We start from the raw sequence: 16002 nt of genomic DNA, 5'->3' as shown, positions 1-16002 counted from the left end.
CCCCAAGCCCCCAGTGGCTGGAGGTTCCCCGGCGCCTTAATACCGTCAGGCGGGGTGTTCGTTGTGCGTCCCCGCCCAAGTTGCGTCGTTCGGCCCAATCCCTGGCCGTGGTGCGAAATCCCGCCTCTGCACGCCTGAGGGCGGGGTGCCCGTTGCCACCCCGCCCTCAGCAACACTCGTTCGGTCTAGCGGCTGAACCGCAGGGTGAGCACCTGGAACGGGCGCAGCGCCACGTCGGCCGACGCGTCGGCCAGGGGGCGTTCCAGCAGGTCGGTCTCCTGGATCCGGCTGTGCGGGAACGAGGTGGTGAGCGAGGCGCGGGCACGGCCGCCGTGCGCCTCGTACAGCCGGACGACGACGTCGCCCGACCGGTCGTCGGCCAGCTTCACGGCCTCGACCCTGACCGCCGGGTTGTCCGTGCGCACCAGCGGTTCCGGTGCCTGCGAGCCCCGGACGGCGCGCGGTGGCAGGTTGATCCGGTAGCCGGCGTCGATGGCGGCAGGCAGGTCCCCGATCACGAGGGCGTAGCGGAAGCTGTGCTCGCCCTGGTCGGTCTCCGGGTCGGGGAACCTCGGCGCGCGCAGCAGGGAGAGGCGCACGGTCGTGGTGGTGCCGCCGTCGTCGCGGGTGGTGCGGGTGACCTCGTGGCCGTAGGTCGAGTCGTTGACCACCGCGACGCCGTAGCCGGGTTCGCCGACGTGCAGGAAGCGGTGGGCGCAGATCTCGAACTTCGCCACCTCCCACGAGGTGTTGGTGTGCACGGGGCGGTGCAGGTGGCCGAACTGGGTCTCCGCCGTGGAGACCTCGGCGCGCAGGTCGAGCGGGAACGCGATCTTGAGCAGCTTCTCCCGCTCCTGCCAGTCGACCTCGGTCTCGAAGTCGACCTGCTTCGCGCCCTCGCGCAGCCGGATGGTCTGGGTGAGCGCGGAGTTGCCGAACTTCGCCCTGACCACCACGCCGTCGTCGCCGTCGACCCGTTCGGACGGGATCAGGTCGGCCTTCCAGTTGCGGTAGAACGGGTCGATGTCCCAGGCGTCCCACTGGTTCGGGTTGTCGCGGTGCAGCTGCGGCATGCCCGCGAACCCGTGCGGGGGCAGGACCTCGCGGTCCTGTTCGAGGTCGAGGATCGACGTGACGATGCCCTCGGCGTCGATCGTGACGCGCAGCCTGCCGTTGTCCAGCACGCCGTTCACCGGGGTGGCGAACGGTTCCGGGGCGTCGCCGCCGAGCACGTCGAACGTCAGCTGGTCGTCGCCGTCGCCCTTCAGCGCGTCGATGGCCTGCGTGGTCAGTGCCTTCAGCTCGGCCGCGACGCGGGCGTAGGTGGCCTCGGCCTCGCGGTGCACCCAGGCGATCGAGCTGCCGGGCAGGATGTCGTGGAACTGGTGCAGCAGCACGGTCTTCCACAGCCGGTCGAGGTCCTCGTACGGGTAGTCGGCGCCCTGCAGGGCCGCCGCCGTCGCCCAGTGCTCGGCCTCGCGCAGCAGGTGTTCGCTGCGGCGGTTGCCCTGCTTCGTCCTGGCCTGCGTGGTGTAGGTGGCGCGGTGCTTCTCCAGGTAAAGCTCGCCCGCCCACACCGGCGCGTCCGGGTACTCGTCCTGCGCGGCCTGGAAGAAGTCGCGCGGCGGCTCGACCTTGACCGTCGGCGAGCCTTCGAGGTTCGCGACGCGGTGCGCGGTCTCCATCATCTCGCGGGTGGGGCCGCCACCGCCGTCACCGTAGCCGAACGGGACCAGGGACCGCGACGCCTTGGCGTGCTCGGCGAACTGGCGGGACGCCCGCGCGAGCTCTTCGCCCGACAGCGACGAGTTGTAGGTGTCGACGGGCGGGAAGTGCGTGAAGACCCGTGTGCCGTCGATGCCCTCCCACCAGAACGTGTGGTGCGGGAACTTGTTGATCTGGTTCCACGACAGCTTCTGGGTGAGGAACCAGCGCGAGCCGCTCAGCTTGATCAGCTGGGGGAGCGCTGCGCTGTAGCCGAACGAGTCCGGCAGCCAGACCTCCTCGGTCTCGACGCCGAAGTTGTCGAGGAAGAAGCGCTTGCCGTGCACGAGTTGGCGGGCCATCGCCTCGCCGCCGGGCATGTTCGTGTCCGACTCGACCCACATGCCGCCGACCGGCACGAACTGTCCACTCCGGACCTTCTCGCGGACGCGGTCCCAGACGTGCGGGTGGTGTTCCTTCATCCACGCGTACTGCTGGGCCTGCGAGCAGGCGAAGTAGAAGTCCGGGTACTCGTCCATCAGCTTCGTGACGTTCGAGAACGTGCGGGCGCACTTGCGGACCGTCTCGCGCAACGGCCACAGCCAGGCTGAGTCGATGTGCGCGTGGCCGATCGCGGACACCTTGTGCGCGGAGGCGTTGGCGGGCAACGTGAGCACGCCCGCCAGTTCCTCGCGGGCCAGTTCGGCCGTCGCGGCGACCTCGTTGAGGTCCAGTGCGTCCATCGCCCGGTCCAGCGCGTGCAGGATCTTGTGCCGGCGCGGGTCGTGGGCCTGCAGCTCCTTCATCAGGCCCTGGAGCACCTCGATGTCGAGCATCAGGTGCCAGACCTGCGGCTGGAACACCGCGAGCTCGGCCTTGAGGATCTTGTACAACGGCTCGGTGCCCGCGGTTTCCCTGTCGCCCAGCGGGGTCGGCAGGAACGGGTGGAAGTCGAGGATCGTCGGGTTGCCCGCGGCCTCCAGGTAGAACAGCACCTCGCGGCCGTCGACGGGCAGGTAGGTGTTGCGCGGCTCGATGCCCTTGATGGGCACGCCGTCCGCGCCGTACGCGAGACCCTCGGACTGGAAACCGGGGCCGGGGTGGGTGAAGCCGAGGTCCAGCACGACCTCGACCTGCCTGCCCTCCCACGCCTCGGGGACGCTGCCGGTGAGCCGGAACCAGCTCGTGCTCCACGGCGCGCCCCAGTCGTCGCCGACCTGCGCAGGTTCGTAGGTGGCTTCGAGGGCCTCGGCGACCGGGACTGGCTCGTCCGGGACCGTCCAGACGGCGAGCTCCAGCGGTGCGGTCTCGCCGTAGACGGCCGGGCGGATGCGTTCCTTCAGCGTGCGGTTGAGTCGTTCTTCCAGCAGCGCGCGTTCGTCGTGCACTTGATCGTCACCCCAGCTCGATAGACGCCCGCACGCCCTGCCGCGCGAGGCTCATCCACTCTTCGAAGAAAGCGCCGCCCGGACCCCACGCGGGCCGGTCGCCGTGCAGCGTGATCGGCGTGCGCTCGGCCGGCTCGTGCACTGCCTCGCGCACGATCCGGGCGATCGTCTCGCCGAGCGGCTTGACCTTGCGTTCCGTCGTCAACAACCCCAACTCGTACTCGCGTTCGGGGAAGTCCACCAACGCACGGTCGACGTCGTGCGAGCACCACCACGTGACGCCCCACAGGTTCGAGCAGGTCAGCACGTTCGCAAGCGTTTGCTCGGCGAACTGCGGCGCCTGCTCGGCGGTGATCTCCGGCTGGGCAGCGCCGACCTCCTGGAGCCACACCGGCCGGTCCGGGTCCTTCGCGTGCGCCTTGGCCAGCTCGACCAGGTACTCGGCGTGGTGGACGCTTTCGGGGCTGAGCGATCCGTAGCGCTGCGCGGTGCCGTTGAAGACCCACGAGTGCACGGTGGTCATCGCACCCTTGTTGGCGGCGTGCTCAGGCAGGAACGCGTGTTCGCTCTCGTACCAGACCGCGTCGTACTCGCTGTGGACGTGCGGCCGGCCGGGCGCCGACCGTTCGCACTCGGCGAGCAGCGCGTCGATCCACTCGCCCGCCTGCTCGGGCGCGCAGGGGTTGGACTCGGTGAGCAGGTTGACCTCGTTGCCGAGGGTGAAGCCGAGGAAGTTCTGCTTGTCCCTGAGCGCCTCCGCGAGCGTGCGGACGTAGAAGCGCTGCCCGTCGATCACGTCGGGGTCGGTGAAGATGTTGCGGCGGTGCCAGGTCTGCACCCACGAGGGGTAGAAGTCGAAGCTGGACAGGTGCCCCTGCAGGACGTCGACCTGGACGTCGAGGCCGCAGTCGTGCGCGGCGTCGAGCATCTTTCCGAGCTGGTCGACGGCCTGCGGGCGGACGAGCCCCCGGTTGGGCTGGAACACCGGCCACAGCGGGAACACCCGCACGTGGTCGAGGCCCAGGCCCGCGATGGACTCGAAGTCGGCTTTGACGTCGTCGAGGGAGAAGTCGAGCCAGTGGTGAAACCAGCCCTGGGAGGGTGTGTAGTTCACGCCGAAACGCAAGGTTGAGCTCCTCGGGGTGTCAGCCCTTGATCGCGCCTTCTCCCACTCCGCGGAAGAAGTGCTTCTGCAGCAACAGGAACAGCAGGATGAGCGGGACGACGGCGATGATCGTGCCCGCCGCCACCAGCCGCTGGTTCTGCACGAACGTGCCTTGGAGGTACGCCAGTCCGATGGTGAGCGTGTACTTCTCCTGGTCGCTCAGCACGATGAGCGGCCACAGGAAGTCGTCCCAGCTGAACATGAACGAGAACAACGCCACCACGACCAGCGTGCCCTTGACCGACGGCAGCGCGAGGCGGGTGAAGCGCTGCCACGCGTTGGCGCCGTCGATGATCGCGGCCTCCTCGACTTCGGCGGGGAGTGCGAGGAACGCGTTGCGCAGCAACAGGACGTTGAGCGCGGCGATCGCGCCGGGCAGCACGACGCCGGTGAGCGTGTTGGTGAGGCCGAACCCGCGCATCACCAGGAACAGCGAGATCATGATCGCCTCGAACGGCACCAGGATGCTGCTCGCGAAGACCACCGCGGCGAACCGGCGGCCGCGGAACTTGAGCCGTGCCAGGGCGTAGCCGGCCATGGCCGCGCCGAGGCAGTTCGTGACGACGTTGACGCTCGCCACCGCCAGCGAGTTGAGCGCGAAGCTCCACACCGGCACCACGTCCGCCACGGCGGCGTAGTTGGCGAACGTCGGGTCGTCGGGGATGAAGTCGGGCACGAACACGTCCTCGTCCGGCCCCTTGATGCTCGTGGCGAACTGCCACAGGAACGGGCCGATGCTGATCGCGAGGACGGCGAGCAGCCCGGCGTAGCGCAGTGCCAGGAAAGCGTGGGCGCGCTTCACAGCTGCTCCTCCCTGCGGTTCAGCTTCAGGGTGATCAGCAACAGGCCCAGCAGGATCACGAACAGCACGACGCTGAGCGCGGAGGCGTACCCGACCTCGCCGGTGAGGCCGCGGCCGACCGACTGGATGAGCATCACCAGCGTGGTGCTCGCCCCGCCCGGCCCGCCGGTGCCGCCCGACAGCAGGTAGATCTCGGAGAAGACGCGGAACCCGTTGACCGCGCTCAGCGCCGCGACCAGCACCATCGTGGGCCGCAGACTGGGCACGGTGACCGACCAGAACCTCCTGACCGGTCCCGCGCCGTCGACCATCGCGGCCTCGTGCAGGTCCTTCGGCACGTTGGCGAGCGCGGCCAGGTAGATGACCATGTAGTAGCCCAGGCCGCGCCAGACCGTCACCACCATCGAGCTGACCAGCAGCAGCGTCGAGTCGGTCAGGAAGCCGATCCTGCTGCCGCCCAGCGCCTCCACCACGTTGTTCACCAGGCCGCGGCTGTCGAGCAGCCACGTCCAGATGAGCCCGACCACGACCGTGGACGCGATCACCGGCGTGAAGAACGCCGTCCGGAAGATCCCGATGCCAGGAACCATCTTCTGCACCAGCATCGCGATCAGCAGCGGCAACAGCACCAGCGGCGGGACGACGCCCGCCATGTAGAGCGCGCTGTTGCGGGCCGCCGCCCAGAACTTGGGGTCCTGGAACATCCGCACGAAGTTGTCCGCACCGGTGAACTGGCCGCCGCCCAGCGCGCTCGCGTCGGTGAACGCGAGCACGATCATGTTGAGGAACGGGAAGATGACGAACAGGCCGCAGACGACCAGTCCTGGGGCCAGGAACAGCCACGGTGTGTACGGGCGATGGGTCATCGTGCCTACTTCAGCAGCCGGTTGCACTCGGCGGCGGCGTCGTCCAGCGCCTGCTTCGGCGACTTCTTGCCGAGCATGGCGTCGGCCAGCTGCTGCAGGAGCGCCTCGCGCATCTGGTCGCTGAACTGGACGGGCGTGTAGTTCACCGCGGTCTTGAGCTGCTTGGCCGCGGCGACCCGCACGCGCGCCTCGTCCGTGCCGTCCTCGGTGGTGAAGTACGGGTCGTCGCCGCCCTTGGAGGTGCTCGGGAAGATCGAGGCGAGCTTCGCGAACTTCACCTGGTTCTCGGCGTTGGTGGCGAACCGGCCGAACGCGAGCGCCGTCGCCTGGTTCTTGCTGCTCTTCGGCACGCTCATGCCGTGCAGGAACATGTTGGCGCTGCCCGTGTTCGTGATGGGCGTGGTGATGCCGACGTTCGCGTAGAGGCTGGGCGCGTCGGTCTTGAACTTGCCGAGGTCGTACGCGCTGCCGGGGTTCATAGCCGTCTGCTGCGCCATGAACTTGGCGCCGGCGCCGGTGTAGTTCTGCGTGAGCGCTTCGGGGATGAGCGCGCCCGCGTCGTACATCCGCTTGTAGAACTCGACGAACTCGACGCCCTTGGGCTCGTTGAAGGTGAACTTGTCGTTCTCGAACAGCTTGACGCCGTAGAGGCCGAAGTCGGCGATGCTCGGCGTCTGGCCGAGGATCGCGACCTTCTTCTCGGCGAGCTTGAGCGCCGTGGTCTCGAGCTCCTTGAAGTCCTTCGGGGGCTTCTCGGGGTCCAGGCCCGCCTGCTGGAACAGGGCCTTGTTGTAGAAGATCGGGCCGGTGTTGAGGTACCAGGGGAAGCCGTAGCAGCCGCCCTTGCCGGGGATCTCGAACGCCTGCCAGGCGTTCTCGAGGTACTCCGGCCTGGCGTCCTTGAGGCTGTCGTCCAGGTTCACCAGCTGCCCGGCCTTGGCGAGCGGGAAGCTCAGGTCCGGCGGCACGTTGATGACGTCGGGAAGACTCCCCGCGCTGGCGTCCGCCATGACCTTCTGCAGGTACCCGTCCGCGGGCTGGTCGACCCACTTCACGGTCGTGCCCTGGTGCTGCTTCTGGAACGCGTCGATGACACCGTTGACGTAGTCGGTGTACTTGGGTTTGAGGGACCAGGTCTGGAACGTGATCTCGCCCGTGACCTGCCCGTTAGTGGCCGTGTTGGTGCTGGACGTGCCGGACAGACCGCATCCCGCCACGGGCACCGCCGCCAGGCCCGCGAGGAACGTGCGCCTCTTCATTGACACCCACCTCCTTGGCCGCGGACCCTAGCTAAACCGGTTTATCTCCGGCTAGCCTCCGAACGTCTTGTTGTCTCGTTCCGGACAGGGTGCGCGTGCTGTGAAGAGGCCGACCATCAAGGACATCGCCGCCGAGGCAGGCGTCTCCAAGGGCGCCGTCTCGCTGGCGCTGAACGGCCGCGCGGGCGTCTCGGAGTCGACGCGCGCCCGCGTGCTGGAGGTGGCGTCCTCCCTGGGCTACCGCCCGTCGGTCACCGCCCGCGCACTGTCGTCCGCCTCCGCTGACGCCGTCGGGCTGGTGCTGGTGCGGCCGCCGCGCGCTCTCGGTGACGAGGCCTTCTTCTTCCAGCTGATCGCCGGCATGCAGTCGGAGATGTCGTGCGCCTTGTTGTTGCAGGTGGTCGCCTCACGCGAGGAGGAGATCGCCCTATACCAACGGTGGTGGGCCGAGCATCGGGTCGACGGGGTGTTCCTGGTGGACTTGCTGGTGTCGGATCCGCGCGTCGAGCTGATGTCTTCGCTCGGGCTGCCGGCCGTTGTCGTGGGCGGCGCCGGGCACCACGGGTCGCTGGCTTCCGTGTGGGCTGATGACTACGCGGCCATGACTTCCGTGGTGGAGCACCTGAAGTCGTTGGGGCATCGGCGGATCGCGCGGGTGGCCGGGTTGTCGTCGTTGCTGCACACGGTCCGGCGGGATGCGGCCTTCGCTTCGTCCGTTGTGGACGGTGTGGTGGTGCCGGGGGATTACACGGCCGAGTCCGGGGCTGCTGCTACCCGTTTACTGCTCGGGTCTGCTGTTCCGCCTACGGCGATTGTTTACGACAACGATGTTATGGCGGTCGCCGGGGCGGAAGTTGCTGCTTCGCTCGGGGTTTCGGTGCCTTCGTCGTTGTCGATCATTGCCTGGGATGACTCGGTGTTGTGCCAGCACGGGCGGTTGACGGCGTTGTCGCGGGACACGTTCGCGTTCGGTGCTCGGGCGGCTCGGGCGTTGGTCTCGGTGATCGGTGGGGCGTTGCCGACCGATGTGGAGGACGTGTTGCCGGAACTGGTGGTGCGGGGGAGTTCCGGGGTCGCGCAGGGTTCGTAGGTGGTTGCGTTGGGGGCAAAGACTTTGACGGGCGTGGTTGAGTCATCGCCGCTGGCGCGTCGATAGAGATTGGGGCTTGACTTCGGGGCCCTTGCGAGGCGCTTGTCGGACCGGAAAAGGCCGGGCTGAAAAGCGCCCGGCCGAGCCACAAGTGGTAGCACCTCGCACCCAAAGTCAAGCCCCAATCTCGTTGGTGCGTGGCTGAGTTGCGTTGGCACGTCACCACACCGCTTTGACGGCGCGCGAGGGAAGGACGCCTCGCCTCCGGCATTGCGTTGGGTCTTGGCTAGGCTCGGCTGCGCCATCGCGAAGCTTGCGCTCGATCGGGCTCGCCTCCGGCTTCGCCAGGCCCTAAAGCCATCCTTGACCCGTCTCGCCTCGACCCGACTTGCCTCGACCCGTCTCGCCTTGACCGTCTTGCCCGATGCCGTCTCGCCCAGCCGGGTTGCGTCTCGCCCGGTTGGGGTTGTGTCCAGCTCAGCCGGATTGTCAGACCCTCTGAGTACGTTGGGCCGCGGGGGAGCCAACTACCAGGGGGACCCCTGCGTGAGCTTGCCCGGGCCTGCCACGTCCCCACTCCAGGCCGGTTGGGGTGCGGCCCGTCGTCAGCCGTGGCCGGGTGCGCCCCACGTCTGGCGGCTCGCGGTGTCCGGTCAGGTCAGGGACGCGACCTGGTCGCTCACCACCTGCGCCGCCGCCGACACCAGAGCCGTCACAGCCGGGTTCGTCGAGTTGTCCTGGCGCCAGCCGAACTGCGTGTACACGCGGAACGTCGGGGACCAGGGCAAGCGGACCAACCTGCCGTCGGACAGCTCGGCGGACACCGTGACCTCCGGCATCAGGGCGATGCCCAGGCCTGAGGCCACCGCTCGTTTGGCCGCGTCCACCGAGTCCAGTTCGAGCACCGGGGCCCTCGTGTCGTCGTAGCCGAGGGAGTGCTCGAAGAGTTCGTGGTAGCTGGCGCCGTTCTCGGCTCTGATCAGGGTGCTGCTCGTCAGGTCGTCCTCGGCCAGCGACTGGCGTTGGGTGAGCATGTGGTTCGGGCCCGCGACCATCACGAGGGGCTCCGGGCAGAGCACCGTCGTTTCCAGGCCCTCGCGGGGCTCTATGGCGCCGATGAAGAAGGCGCAGTCCAGCTGGCCGTCCCGGACCGAGTTCAGGTTGTTCAGGGCGTTGCGCGAGTGCAGCGAGAGTTGGACCGACGGGTAGCGCCAGCACATGTATTCGATGAGCGGTAGCAGACGGTAGTCGGTCAAACTCTGTGCGGAACCGATGACGAGTTTGCCGTGCGGCTCGCCGTTCATCGTGATGGCTTTTCGGGCCTTTTCGGTGAGGTTGATGATGTTTCGCGCGAACGGGAGTAGTTCCACGCCTGCGGAGGTCATCTGGATACCTCGGGGGAGGCGCCGGAAAAGGACGACCCCGAGGGCCTCCTCCAGCGCCTTGATGCGGGTGGTGATGGTCGGCTGCGAGCAGTTGAGCGTGGCAGCGGCCTTGGTGAAGCTCCCTGTCTGAACCACGGTCGTGAACGCGAGAAGCTGGCGTGTCTCCATCAGGCGGATCCTCGGGGTAAAACGGTGCGACGACTTTTTCTCGTTCGTTCCCGTGGTCCTGTTACGGATGGTGCGGGAGCAGTAACGCTACCTGCCCTCTGAGCGGGGGTGATTGGTGCTTATGGAGTCATCTTGATCGGTCGCGAAAGGCTGTTTCGGCCGAAAGAGTGAAATTGTGGGCGAGCGTTTTGACGGGCGGTAGTTGGGCGACTCGTTTCAGTTATGTGGTTCGCCAGGCGAACAAAAAACGCCGCCCCTGAGTGCGGGACGCCGCTTCCCGCGCACTTCCGGAACGGCGCGTGCGCGGTGAGCTGGGCCGCGGAGGTCACCGGTTTGACGCCCGCCGAGACGCCGGCCTTGATCGTGACGGACTCCTGCCCGCCGGCGTAGCTGTGGCCGACGGCGGTCGCCTCCTGCGGACCCGGTGCCGCCGCTTGACGTGCGGCGGCCGCTGCCTGACGCGTCGCGGCGAGAAGTCTGGAACGCTTGTGCGCCATCGTGATCCCCCAGGTTCGTCGGTTCGCGGGATCGGGTCCCCGCCGCCGATGACTCAACCGGAGCGCGCTGACGCCGTGCTGACGTGCGGATCACACGGACCACGCAGATCACTTGGACCACGCGGCGGGGAGCGGGTGAGCATGCTCGGAGAAGTTCTGGACGTGCGCGTCACCCAGGATCACCTCGTCGAAGGCCCAAGGCGGGGTGGCGGCGGTCACAGCGCGGGTCTCGCCTAGACTCGCTGGGAATCCGGGCGTCCCGAGTGGCGGTACCGGCTGTCTTGCACGTTCTTGTTCGTATCGAGGAGTCCACGTTGAAGAGCACCGTCGAGCACCTGAGCCCGACGAGGGTCCGGATCAACGTCGAGGTGCCGTTCGACGAGCTCAAGTCGAACTTCGACCAGGCGTACCGGAAGCTCGCGAAGCAGGTCCGCATCCCCGGTTTCCGTCCGGGCAAGGCCCCCGCCAAGGTCCTGGAGAACCGCATCGGCCGCGCCCCGGTGCTGGACGAGGTCATCCAGGAGGCGATCCCGGCCAAGTACCTGGAGGCGGTCAACGCCGGCGAGGTGCGCACGCTCGGCCGTCCGGACTTCGAGGTCACGAAGATCGAGGACGGCCAGACGCTCGAGTTCACCGCCGAGGTCGACGTCCGCCCCGAGATCACCGTGCCGGCGTTCGGCGAGCTCGCCGTGACCGTTGACGAGCAGGAGGTCACCGACGAGGACGTGGCGACCCAGCTCGACGAGCTGCGCGCTCGCTTCGGCACGCTGACCGGCGTCACCCGCCCGGTCGAGACCGGTGACTTCGTCATCGTCGACCTGTCCGCCACCGTCGACGGCGAAGAGGTCGAGGAGGCGCGCACCAGCGGCCTGTCCTACGAGGTCGGCTCCGGCCAGCTCGTCGAGGGCATCGACGACGCGCTCGTCGGCGCGTCCGAGGGCGAGTCCAAGACCTTCACCACCACGCTCGTCGCCGGTGAGCACGAGGGCCGCGAGGCCGAGGTCACCGTCGTGCTGAGCTCGGTCAAGGAGCGCCAGCTGCCGGAGCTCGACGACGAGTTCGCGCAGCTCGCCAGCGAGTTCGACACGCTGGAGGAGCTCAAGGCCGACCTGCAGACCCGCCTCGGCCGCGTCAAGAAGATGCAGCAGGGCGTCCAGGCCCGCGACAAGGTCCTCGAGGCGCTGCTGGAGACCACCGAGGTCCCGCTGCCCGAGGGCATCGTCCAGGGCGAGATCGACGCGCGCAAGCACGACGCCGTGCACGCCTTCGACCACGACGACGCGAAGTTCGCCGCGTGGCTGACCGAGCAGGGCCAGACGGAGGAGGAGTTCGACACCGAGCTCCGCACCGCCGCCGAGCAGGCCGTGAAGACGCAGCTCGTGCTCGACTCGATCGCCGACGCCGAGCAGGTCACGGTGTCCGACGGCGAGCTGACCGAGCGGATCATCTACCAGGCCCAGCGCTTCGGCATCAGCCCGGACGAGTACGTCAAGCGCGCGCAGCAGTCCGGCCAGCTCGGCGCGATCTTCGCCGACGTCCGCCGGGGCAAGGCGCTCGCGAGCGTCGTGCGCCAGGCTGAGGTGTCCGACACCAGCGGCACCAAGCTCGACCTCGACGAGCTCTTCGGCGAGACCAAGTCCGAAGAGGACGCGGAGAAGTAAAGCTGATAGCGAACGCGGGCGGTGTCGGGCATCTGACGCCGCCCGCCTTCGTTAAGGTCGATCGCAGAGAGTTTTTGCTTCCAGATTCGTTCCACCTGGAGTTAGGCAGGCAGACGTGACGCAGCACTCCTTCCCGACCCCCGAGATGCGGTCGGCCACCGCCGGGATGAACCTCAACGACTCGGTGTACGAGCGGCTGCTCCGCGAGCGGATCATCGTCCTGGGATCGCAGGTCGAAGAGGGCATCGCCAACCAGATCACCGCTCAGCTGCTGCTTCTCGCCGCTGAGGACCCCGAGAAGGACATCACGCTCTACATCAACTCGCCGGGTGGCTCCGTCACGGCGGGCATGGCCATCTTCGACACGATGCAGCTGATCCAGCCGGACGTGGCCACGTACGCGATGGGCCTCGCGGCCTCGATGGGGCAGTTCCTGCTCTCCGCGGGCGCGCCCGGCAAGCGCCACGCGCTCCCGCACGCGCGCATCCTCATGCACCAGCCGTCGGCCGGTGTCGGCGGTACGGCCGCGGACATCGCGATCCAGGCGGACATGCTGACGCGCACGAAGCGCGAGATGGCCGAGCTGATCGCGGAGCACACCGGGCAGTCGGTGGAGACCATCACCCGCGACTCCGACCGCGACCGCTGGTTCACAGCGCAGGAAGCGCTGGAGTACGGCTTCGTCGACAAGGTCGTCACCCGCGCGCAGCCGGTCGGCTCGAGCAACTAGCAGCTGAGGAGATCTCGAAGTGAGCCAGTTCCACGCCCCTCAGTCGCGGTACGTGCTGCCCTCGTTCATCGAGCGCACGAGCTACGGCATGAAGGAGTCGAACCCGTACAACAAGCTGTTCGAGGAGCGCATCATCTTCCTCGGCGTGCAGGTTGACGACGCTTCGGCCAACGACGTCATGGCGCAGCTGCTGGTCCTCGAGTCCGAGGACCCGGACCGCGACATCCTGATGTACATCAACTCGCCGGGTGGCTCGTTCACCTCGCTGATGGCCATCTACGACACGATGCAGTTCGTCCGCCCGGACATCCAGACGTACTGCCTCGGCCAGGCCGCCTCGGCCGCTGCGGTGCTGCTGGCCGCCGGCACCCCCGGCAAGCGCCACGCGCTGCCGAACGCGCGAATCCTGATCCACCAGCCCTCCATGGAGGGCGCGTACGGTCAGGTGTCCGACCTGGAGATCCAGTCGAACGAGATCCAGCGCGTGCGCCGCCTGATGGAGACCACCCTCGCGCGGCACACCAACCGGACTGCGGAGGAGGTTCGCGAGAGCATCGAGCGCGACCGCATCCTCACGGCCGAAGAGGCCAAGGAGTACGGCATCGTCGACTCGGTGCTGCCCTACCGCAAGCTTTCCGCCAAGTCCTGAGCCAGGTTCCCGAGCTCTGGGAAACCCCAGAGCTCGGGCACTGCGCACCCATCCGACACGCCGGTGTGACGGTCAACAGGCCTGATCGACGCGTCGGGGGGACGCTGGTCCTCCCCGGAAACGGGGTCGGCCAGGTACCGTCAGGAGAACGGGCTCAGCACCCACAGCCAGTGGGACTGCCACAGCAAGTCAGCAGGCGCACTACAGCAGGTGTGCGCCGGAGGGGACATAGGTCAGCGGTCATGGCGCGTATCGGTGACGGCGGCGACTTGCTGAAGTGCTCTTTCTGCGGAAAGAGCCAGAAGCAGGTGAAGAAGCTCATCGCCGGCCCCGGCGTTTACATCTGCGATGAGTGCATCGATCTCTGCAACGAGATCATCGAGGAGGAGCTGGCGGAAGCCGGCGACGTGAAGCTCGACGAGCTGCCGAAGCCCGCCGAGATCCACGAGTTCCTCGACCAGTACGTCATCGGCCAGAGTGATGCCAAGCGCACCCTCTCCGTCGCCGTCTACAACCACTACAAGCGCATCCAGGCGGGCGACCGCGGGCGCGAGGGTCGTGACGACGGCGTCGAGCTGGCGAAGTCGAACATCCTCATGCTCGGCCCGACGGGGTGCGGCAAGACCTACCTCGCGCAGACGCTCGCGAAGATGCTGAACGTGCCGTTCGCCATCGCCGACGCGACGGCGCTGACGGAGGCCGGGTACGTCGGCGAGGACGTCGAGAACATCCTCCTGAAGCTCATCCAGGCCGCCGACTACGACGTGAAGCGCGCCGAGACGGGCATCATCTACATCGACGAGGTCGACAAGATCGCTCGAAAGAGTGAAAACCCGTCGATCACGCGCGATGTCTCCGGCGAGGGCGTGCAGCAGGCGCTCCTGAAGATCCTGGAAGGCACCACCGCCTCGGTGCCCCCGCAGGGCGGCCGCAAGCACCCGCACCAGGAGTTCATCCAGATCGACACGACGAACGTCCTGTTCATCGTGGCAGGCGCCTTCGCGGGCCTGGAAAAGATCATCCAGGACCGGGTGGGCAAGCGAGGCCTGGGCTTCGGCGCCGAGGTCCGCTCCAAGGCCGAGACGGACGCGGCGGACTACTTCGCCGACTCCATGCCGGAGGACCTGATCAAGTTCGGCCTGATCCCCGAGTTCATCGGGCGTCTGCCGATGGTCGCCTCCGTCACGAACCTCGACAAGCCGTCCCTGGTCATGATCCTCACCGAACCGAAGAACGCCCTGGTCAAGCAGTACCAGAAGCTCTTCGAGATGGACGGCGTGGAACTCGAGTTCACCAAGACCGCGCTGGAAGCGGTCGCCGACCAGGCGATCCTGCGCGGCACAGGTGCCCGAGGCCTGCGCGCGATCATGGAAGAGGTCCTGCTCCCGGTGATGTACGACATCCCGAGCCGCACGGACGTCGCCAAGGTCGTCATCACCGAGCAGACGGTGAAGGAGAACGTGAACCCGACCATCGTGGCCCGGCAGCCCTCGCGCCGCGAGCGCCGCGAGAAGTCGGCCTAGGGTTCAACAGCCAGCAAAGGGGCGCCGGTGGATCTCCACCGGCGCCCTTTCGCATGCCCAGGGCCACGCGCGGCCCGCGAGCTCGGGCCGGGTGGGGAGAGGGAAGAGCCGGGCCGGGCTGTGGCGGGGAGCGAGGGGAGAGGTGGGAGCGGAACGCGGGCTGGGCCAGGGTGGGGGCTGCTGTGGAGGAGGGAACGCGGCTGGGCTGCGGTGGGCGCGGGCTGGGCTGTGGCGGGGAAGCGAGAGGGGACGTGGGAGCGGCTGCGGTGGGCGAAGGCAGGGTTGCGGCGAGGCGAGCGAGAGGGATGTGGGAGCGGCCTGTGGCGAGGTCGAGGCTGCATGGGCTGTGGTGGGCCTTTCCGGTCCGGCAAGCGCCTCTCAAGGGCCCCGAAGGCAAGCCCCAATCGCCACCCAGGCGTCGCCACGACCCGCGCAAACACCCTCGCAAGCGCAGCCCAACCAACAAAACGCAACCCACCCCCGCCACAACAGGAACCACCGCAAGCAACCGGCACCCGCGACTAGGCTGAACACCATGTCGCTGCCTCACGTCCTCCTGCTCCACGGCTACACCGGCTCCGGCCCGGGCCACTGGCAGCGCTGGCTGGCCCAAACCGTGAGCGAACACGGCGGCCTGGCCGACATGCCCCACTTCAGCAGCCCGGAAGCTCCAGACCGGGACACCTGGCTGACCGAGCTGGACACCCACCTCGAAGCTCTCCCCGAAGACCGGGAACGGGTCGTGGTGGCCCACTCCCTCGGCTGCTACCTCTGGCTCCACCACGCGGCGCGGGAGAACATCGCCCACGTCGACCGCGTCCTGCTGGTGGCCCCGCCCCAGCTGGACCACCCGGAACCGGCCATCAAGTCGTTCTTCCCGGCCCCGCTCGACCCGGCCAACCTCCGCCGGGCCGCCACCGACACGCGCCTGATCGCCGGCGAAGGCGACCCGCACTGCACGATGGACGAGGCGAAGCGACTCGCGGAGGCGTTGCGGATCGAGCTGGACGTGCTGCCGGGCGCCGGCCACGTCAACATCGACGCGGGCTACGGGGAGTGGCCCGCGGTGCTCAAGTGGGTGCGGTCGAGGACGGTGCCGCTCTCACCTCGCTAGC

At 68.0% G+C, this 16002-nt stretch carries 12 protein-coding genes; 6 read left to right on the top strand and 6 right to left on the bottom strand.

All coding sequences use genetic code 11. The annotated features are described in order from the left end of the window. Positions 1 to 185: 185 nt before the first annotated feature. The 5 genes from ACQEU1_RS18120 to ACQEU1_RS18100 are packed head-to-tail and all read right to left on the bottom strand — an operon-like array spanning position 186 to position 7184. Positions 186 to 3092, bottom strand: a complete 2907-nt coding sequence (locus ACQEU1_RS18120) for an alpha-mannosidase (protein WP_433202663.1) — start codon at positions 3090 to 3092, stop codon at positions 186 to 188. Between the two features lie 7 nt (positions 3093 to 3099). Further along, on the bottom strand, positions 3100 to 4206 hold the full coding sequence (locus ACQEU1_RS18115) for a glycoside hydrolase 5 family protein (RefSeq protein WP_433202660.1): 1107 nt from the start codon (positions 4204 to 4206) through the stop codon (positions 3100 to 3102). 31 nt (positions 4207 to 4237) lie between these two features. After that, positions 4238 to 5059, bottom strand: coding sequence for a carbohydrate ABC transporter permease (locus ACQEU1_RS18110; protein WP_433202657.1), 822 nt, complete (start codon positions 5057 to 5059; stop codon positions 4238 to 4240). Beyond that, the gene (locus ACQEU1_RS18105; protein WP_433202654.1) at positions 5056 to 5925 is read right to left on the bottom strand and encodes a carbohydrate ABC transporter permease; all 870 of its coding nucleotides are present in this window, start codon (positions 5923 to 5925) and stop codon (positions 5056 to 5058) included. The genes ACQEU1_RS18110 and ACQEU1_RS18105 overlap by 4 nt, the downstream gene beginning before the upstream one ends. Before the next feature lie 5 nt (positions 5926 to 5930). After that, on the bottom strand, positions 5931 to 7184 hold the full coding sequence (locus tag ACQEU1_RS18100) for an ABC transporter substrate-binding protein (protein WP_433202650.1): 1254 nt from the start codon (positions 7182 to 7184) through the stop codon (positions 5931 to 5933). A gap of 100 nt (positions 7185 to 7284) precedes the next feature. Between ACQEU1_RS18100 and ACQEU1_RS18095 the strand changes: the two genes are divergently transcribed. Further along, positions 7285 to 8274: a LacI family DNA-binding transcriptional regulator gene (locus ACQEU1_RS18095; protein ID WP_433202647.1), complete on the top strand. Its 990-nt coding sequence runs from the start codon at positions 7285 to 7287 to the stop codon at positions 8272 to 8274. 653 nt (positions 8275 to 8927) lie between these two features. Here ACQEU1_RS18095 and ACQEU1_RS18090 read toward each other — a convergent pair. Continuing rightward, positions 8928 to 9827 (bottom strand): LysR family transcriptional regulator, encoded by a 900-nt coding sequence (locus tag ACQEU1_RS18090; RefSeq protein WP_382444424.1) that lies wholly within the window; start codon positions 9825 to 9827, stop codon positions 8928 to 8930. Between the two features lie 811 nt (positions 9828 to 10638). Between ACQEU1_RS18090 and tig the strand changes: the two genes are divergently transcribed. From tig to ACQEU1_RS18065, 5 genes are all read left to right on the top strand, one after another. Continuing rightward, positions 10639 to 11985, top strand: a complete 1347-nt coding sequence (gene tig, locus ACQEU1_RS18085; RefSeq protein ID WP_433202643.1) for a trigger factor — start codon at positions 10639 to 10641, stop codon at positions 11983 to 11985. A 145-nt stretch (positions 11986 to 12130) separates the two neighbouring features. Next, positions 12131 to 12715 (top strand): ATP-dependent Clp protease proteolytic subunit, encoded by a 585-nt coding sequence (locus tag ACQEU1_RS18080; RefSeq protein ID WP_285638708.1) that lies wholly within the window; start codon positions 12131 to 12133, stop codon positions 12713 to 12715. Positions 12716 to 12734: 19 nt separating this feature from the next. Further along, entirely contained in the window at positions 12735 to 13364 is a 630-nt protein-coding gene (locus tag ACQEU1_RS18075) for an ATP-dependent Clp protease proteolytic subunit (RefSeq protein WP_433202640.1), read from the top strand. A 242-nt stretch (positions 13365 to 13606) separates the two neighbouring features. Beyond that, complete coding sequence (clpX, locus tag ACQEU1_RS18070) at positions 13607 to 14887, top strand: ATP-dependent Clp protease ATP-binding subunit ClpX (RefSeq protein ID WP_191305687.1); 1281 nt, start codon at positions 13607 to 13609, stop codon at positions 14885 to 14887. Positions 14888 to 15422: 535 nt separating this feature from the next. Beyond that, on the top strand, positions 15423 to 16001 hold the full coding sequence (locus ACQEU1_RS18065; protein ID WP_433202637.1) for an RBBP9/YdeN family alpha/beta hydrolase: 579 nt from the start codon (positions 15423 to 15425) through the stop codon (positions 15999 to 16001). Position 16002 lies beyond the last annotated feature (1 nt).

The organism is Lentzea sp. CA-135723, from assembly GCF_050936595.1.
Taxonomy (GTDB): Bacteria; Actinomycetota; Actinomycetes; order Mycobacteriales; family Pseudonocardiaceae; genus Lentzea.
Note: the sequence above shows the minus strand (reverse complement) of the source record. Positions and strands in the feature narration are given on the sequence as shown.

Excerpts from the sequence above, each read along its gene's own strand:
- clpX (WP_191305687.1), top strand. The coding sequence starts at position 13,607 with ATGGCGCGTATCGGTGACGGCGGCGACTTGCTGAAGTGCTCTTTCTGC.
- ACQEU1_RS18100 (WP_433202650.1), bottom strand. The coding sequence starts at position 7,184 with ATGAAGAGGCGCACGTTCCTCGCGGGCCTGGCGGCGGTGCCCGTGGCG.
- ACQEU1_RS18090 (WP_382444424.1), bottom strand. The coding sequence starts at position 9,827 with ATGGAGACACGCCAGCTTCTCGCGTTCACGACCGTGGTTCAGACAGGG.
- ACQEU1_RS18080 (WP_285638708.1), top strand. The coding sequence starts at position 12,131 with ATGCGGTCGGCCACCGCCGGGATGAACCTCAACGACTCGGTGTACGAG.
- ACQEU1_RS18105 (WP_433202654.1), bottom strand. The coding sequence starts at position 5,925 with ATGACCCATCGCCCGTACACACCGTGGCTGTTCCTGGCCCCAGGACTG.
- ACQEU1_RS18065 (WP_433202637.1), top strand. The coding sequence starts at position 15,423 with ATGTCGCTGCCTCACGTCCTCCTGCTCCACGGCTACACCGGCTCCGGC.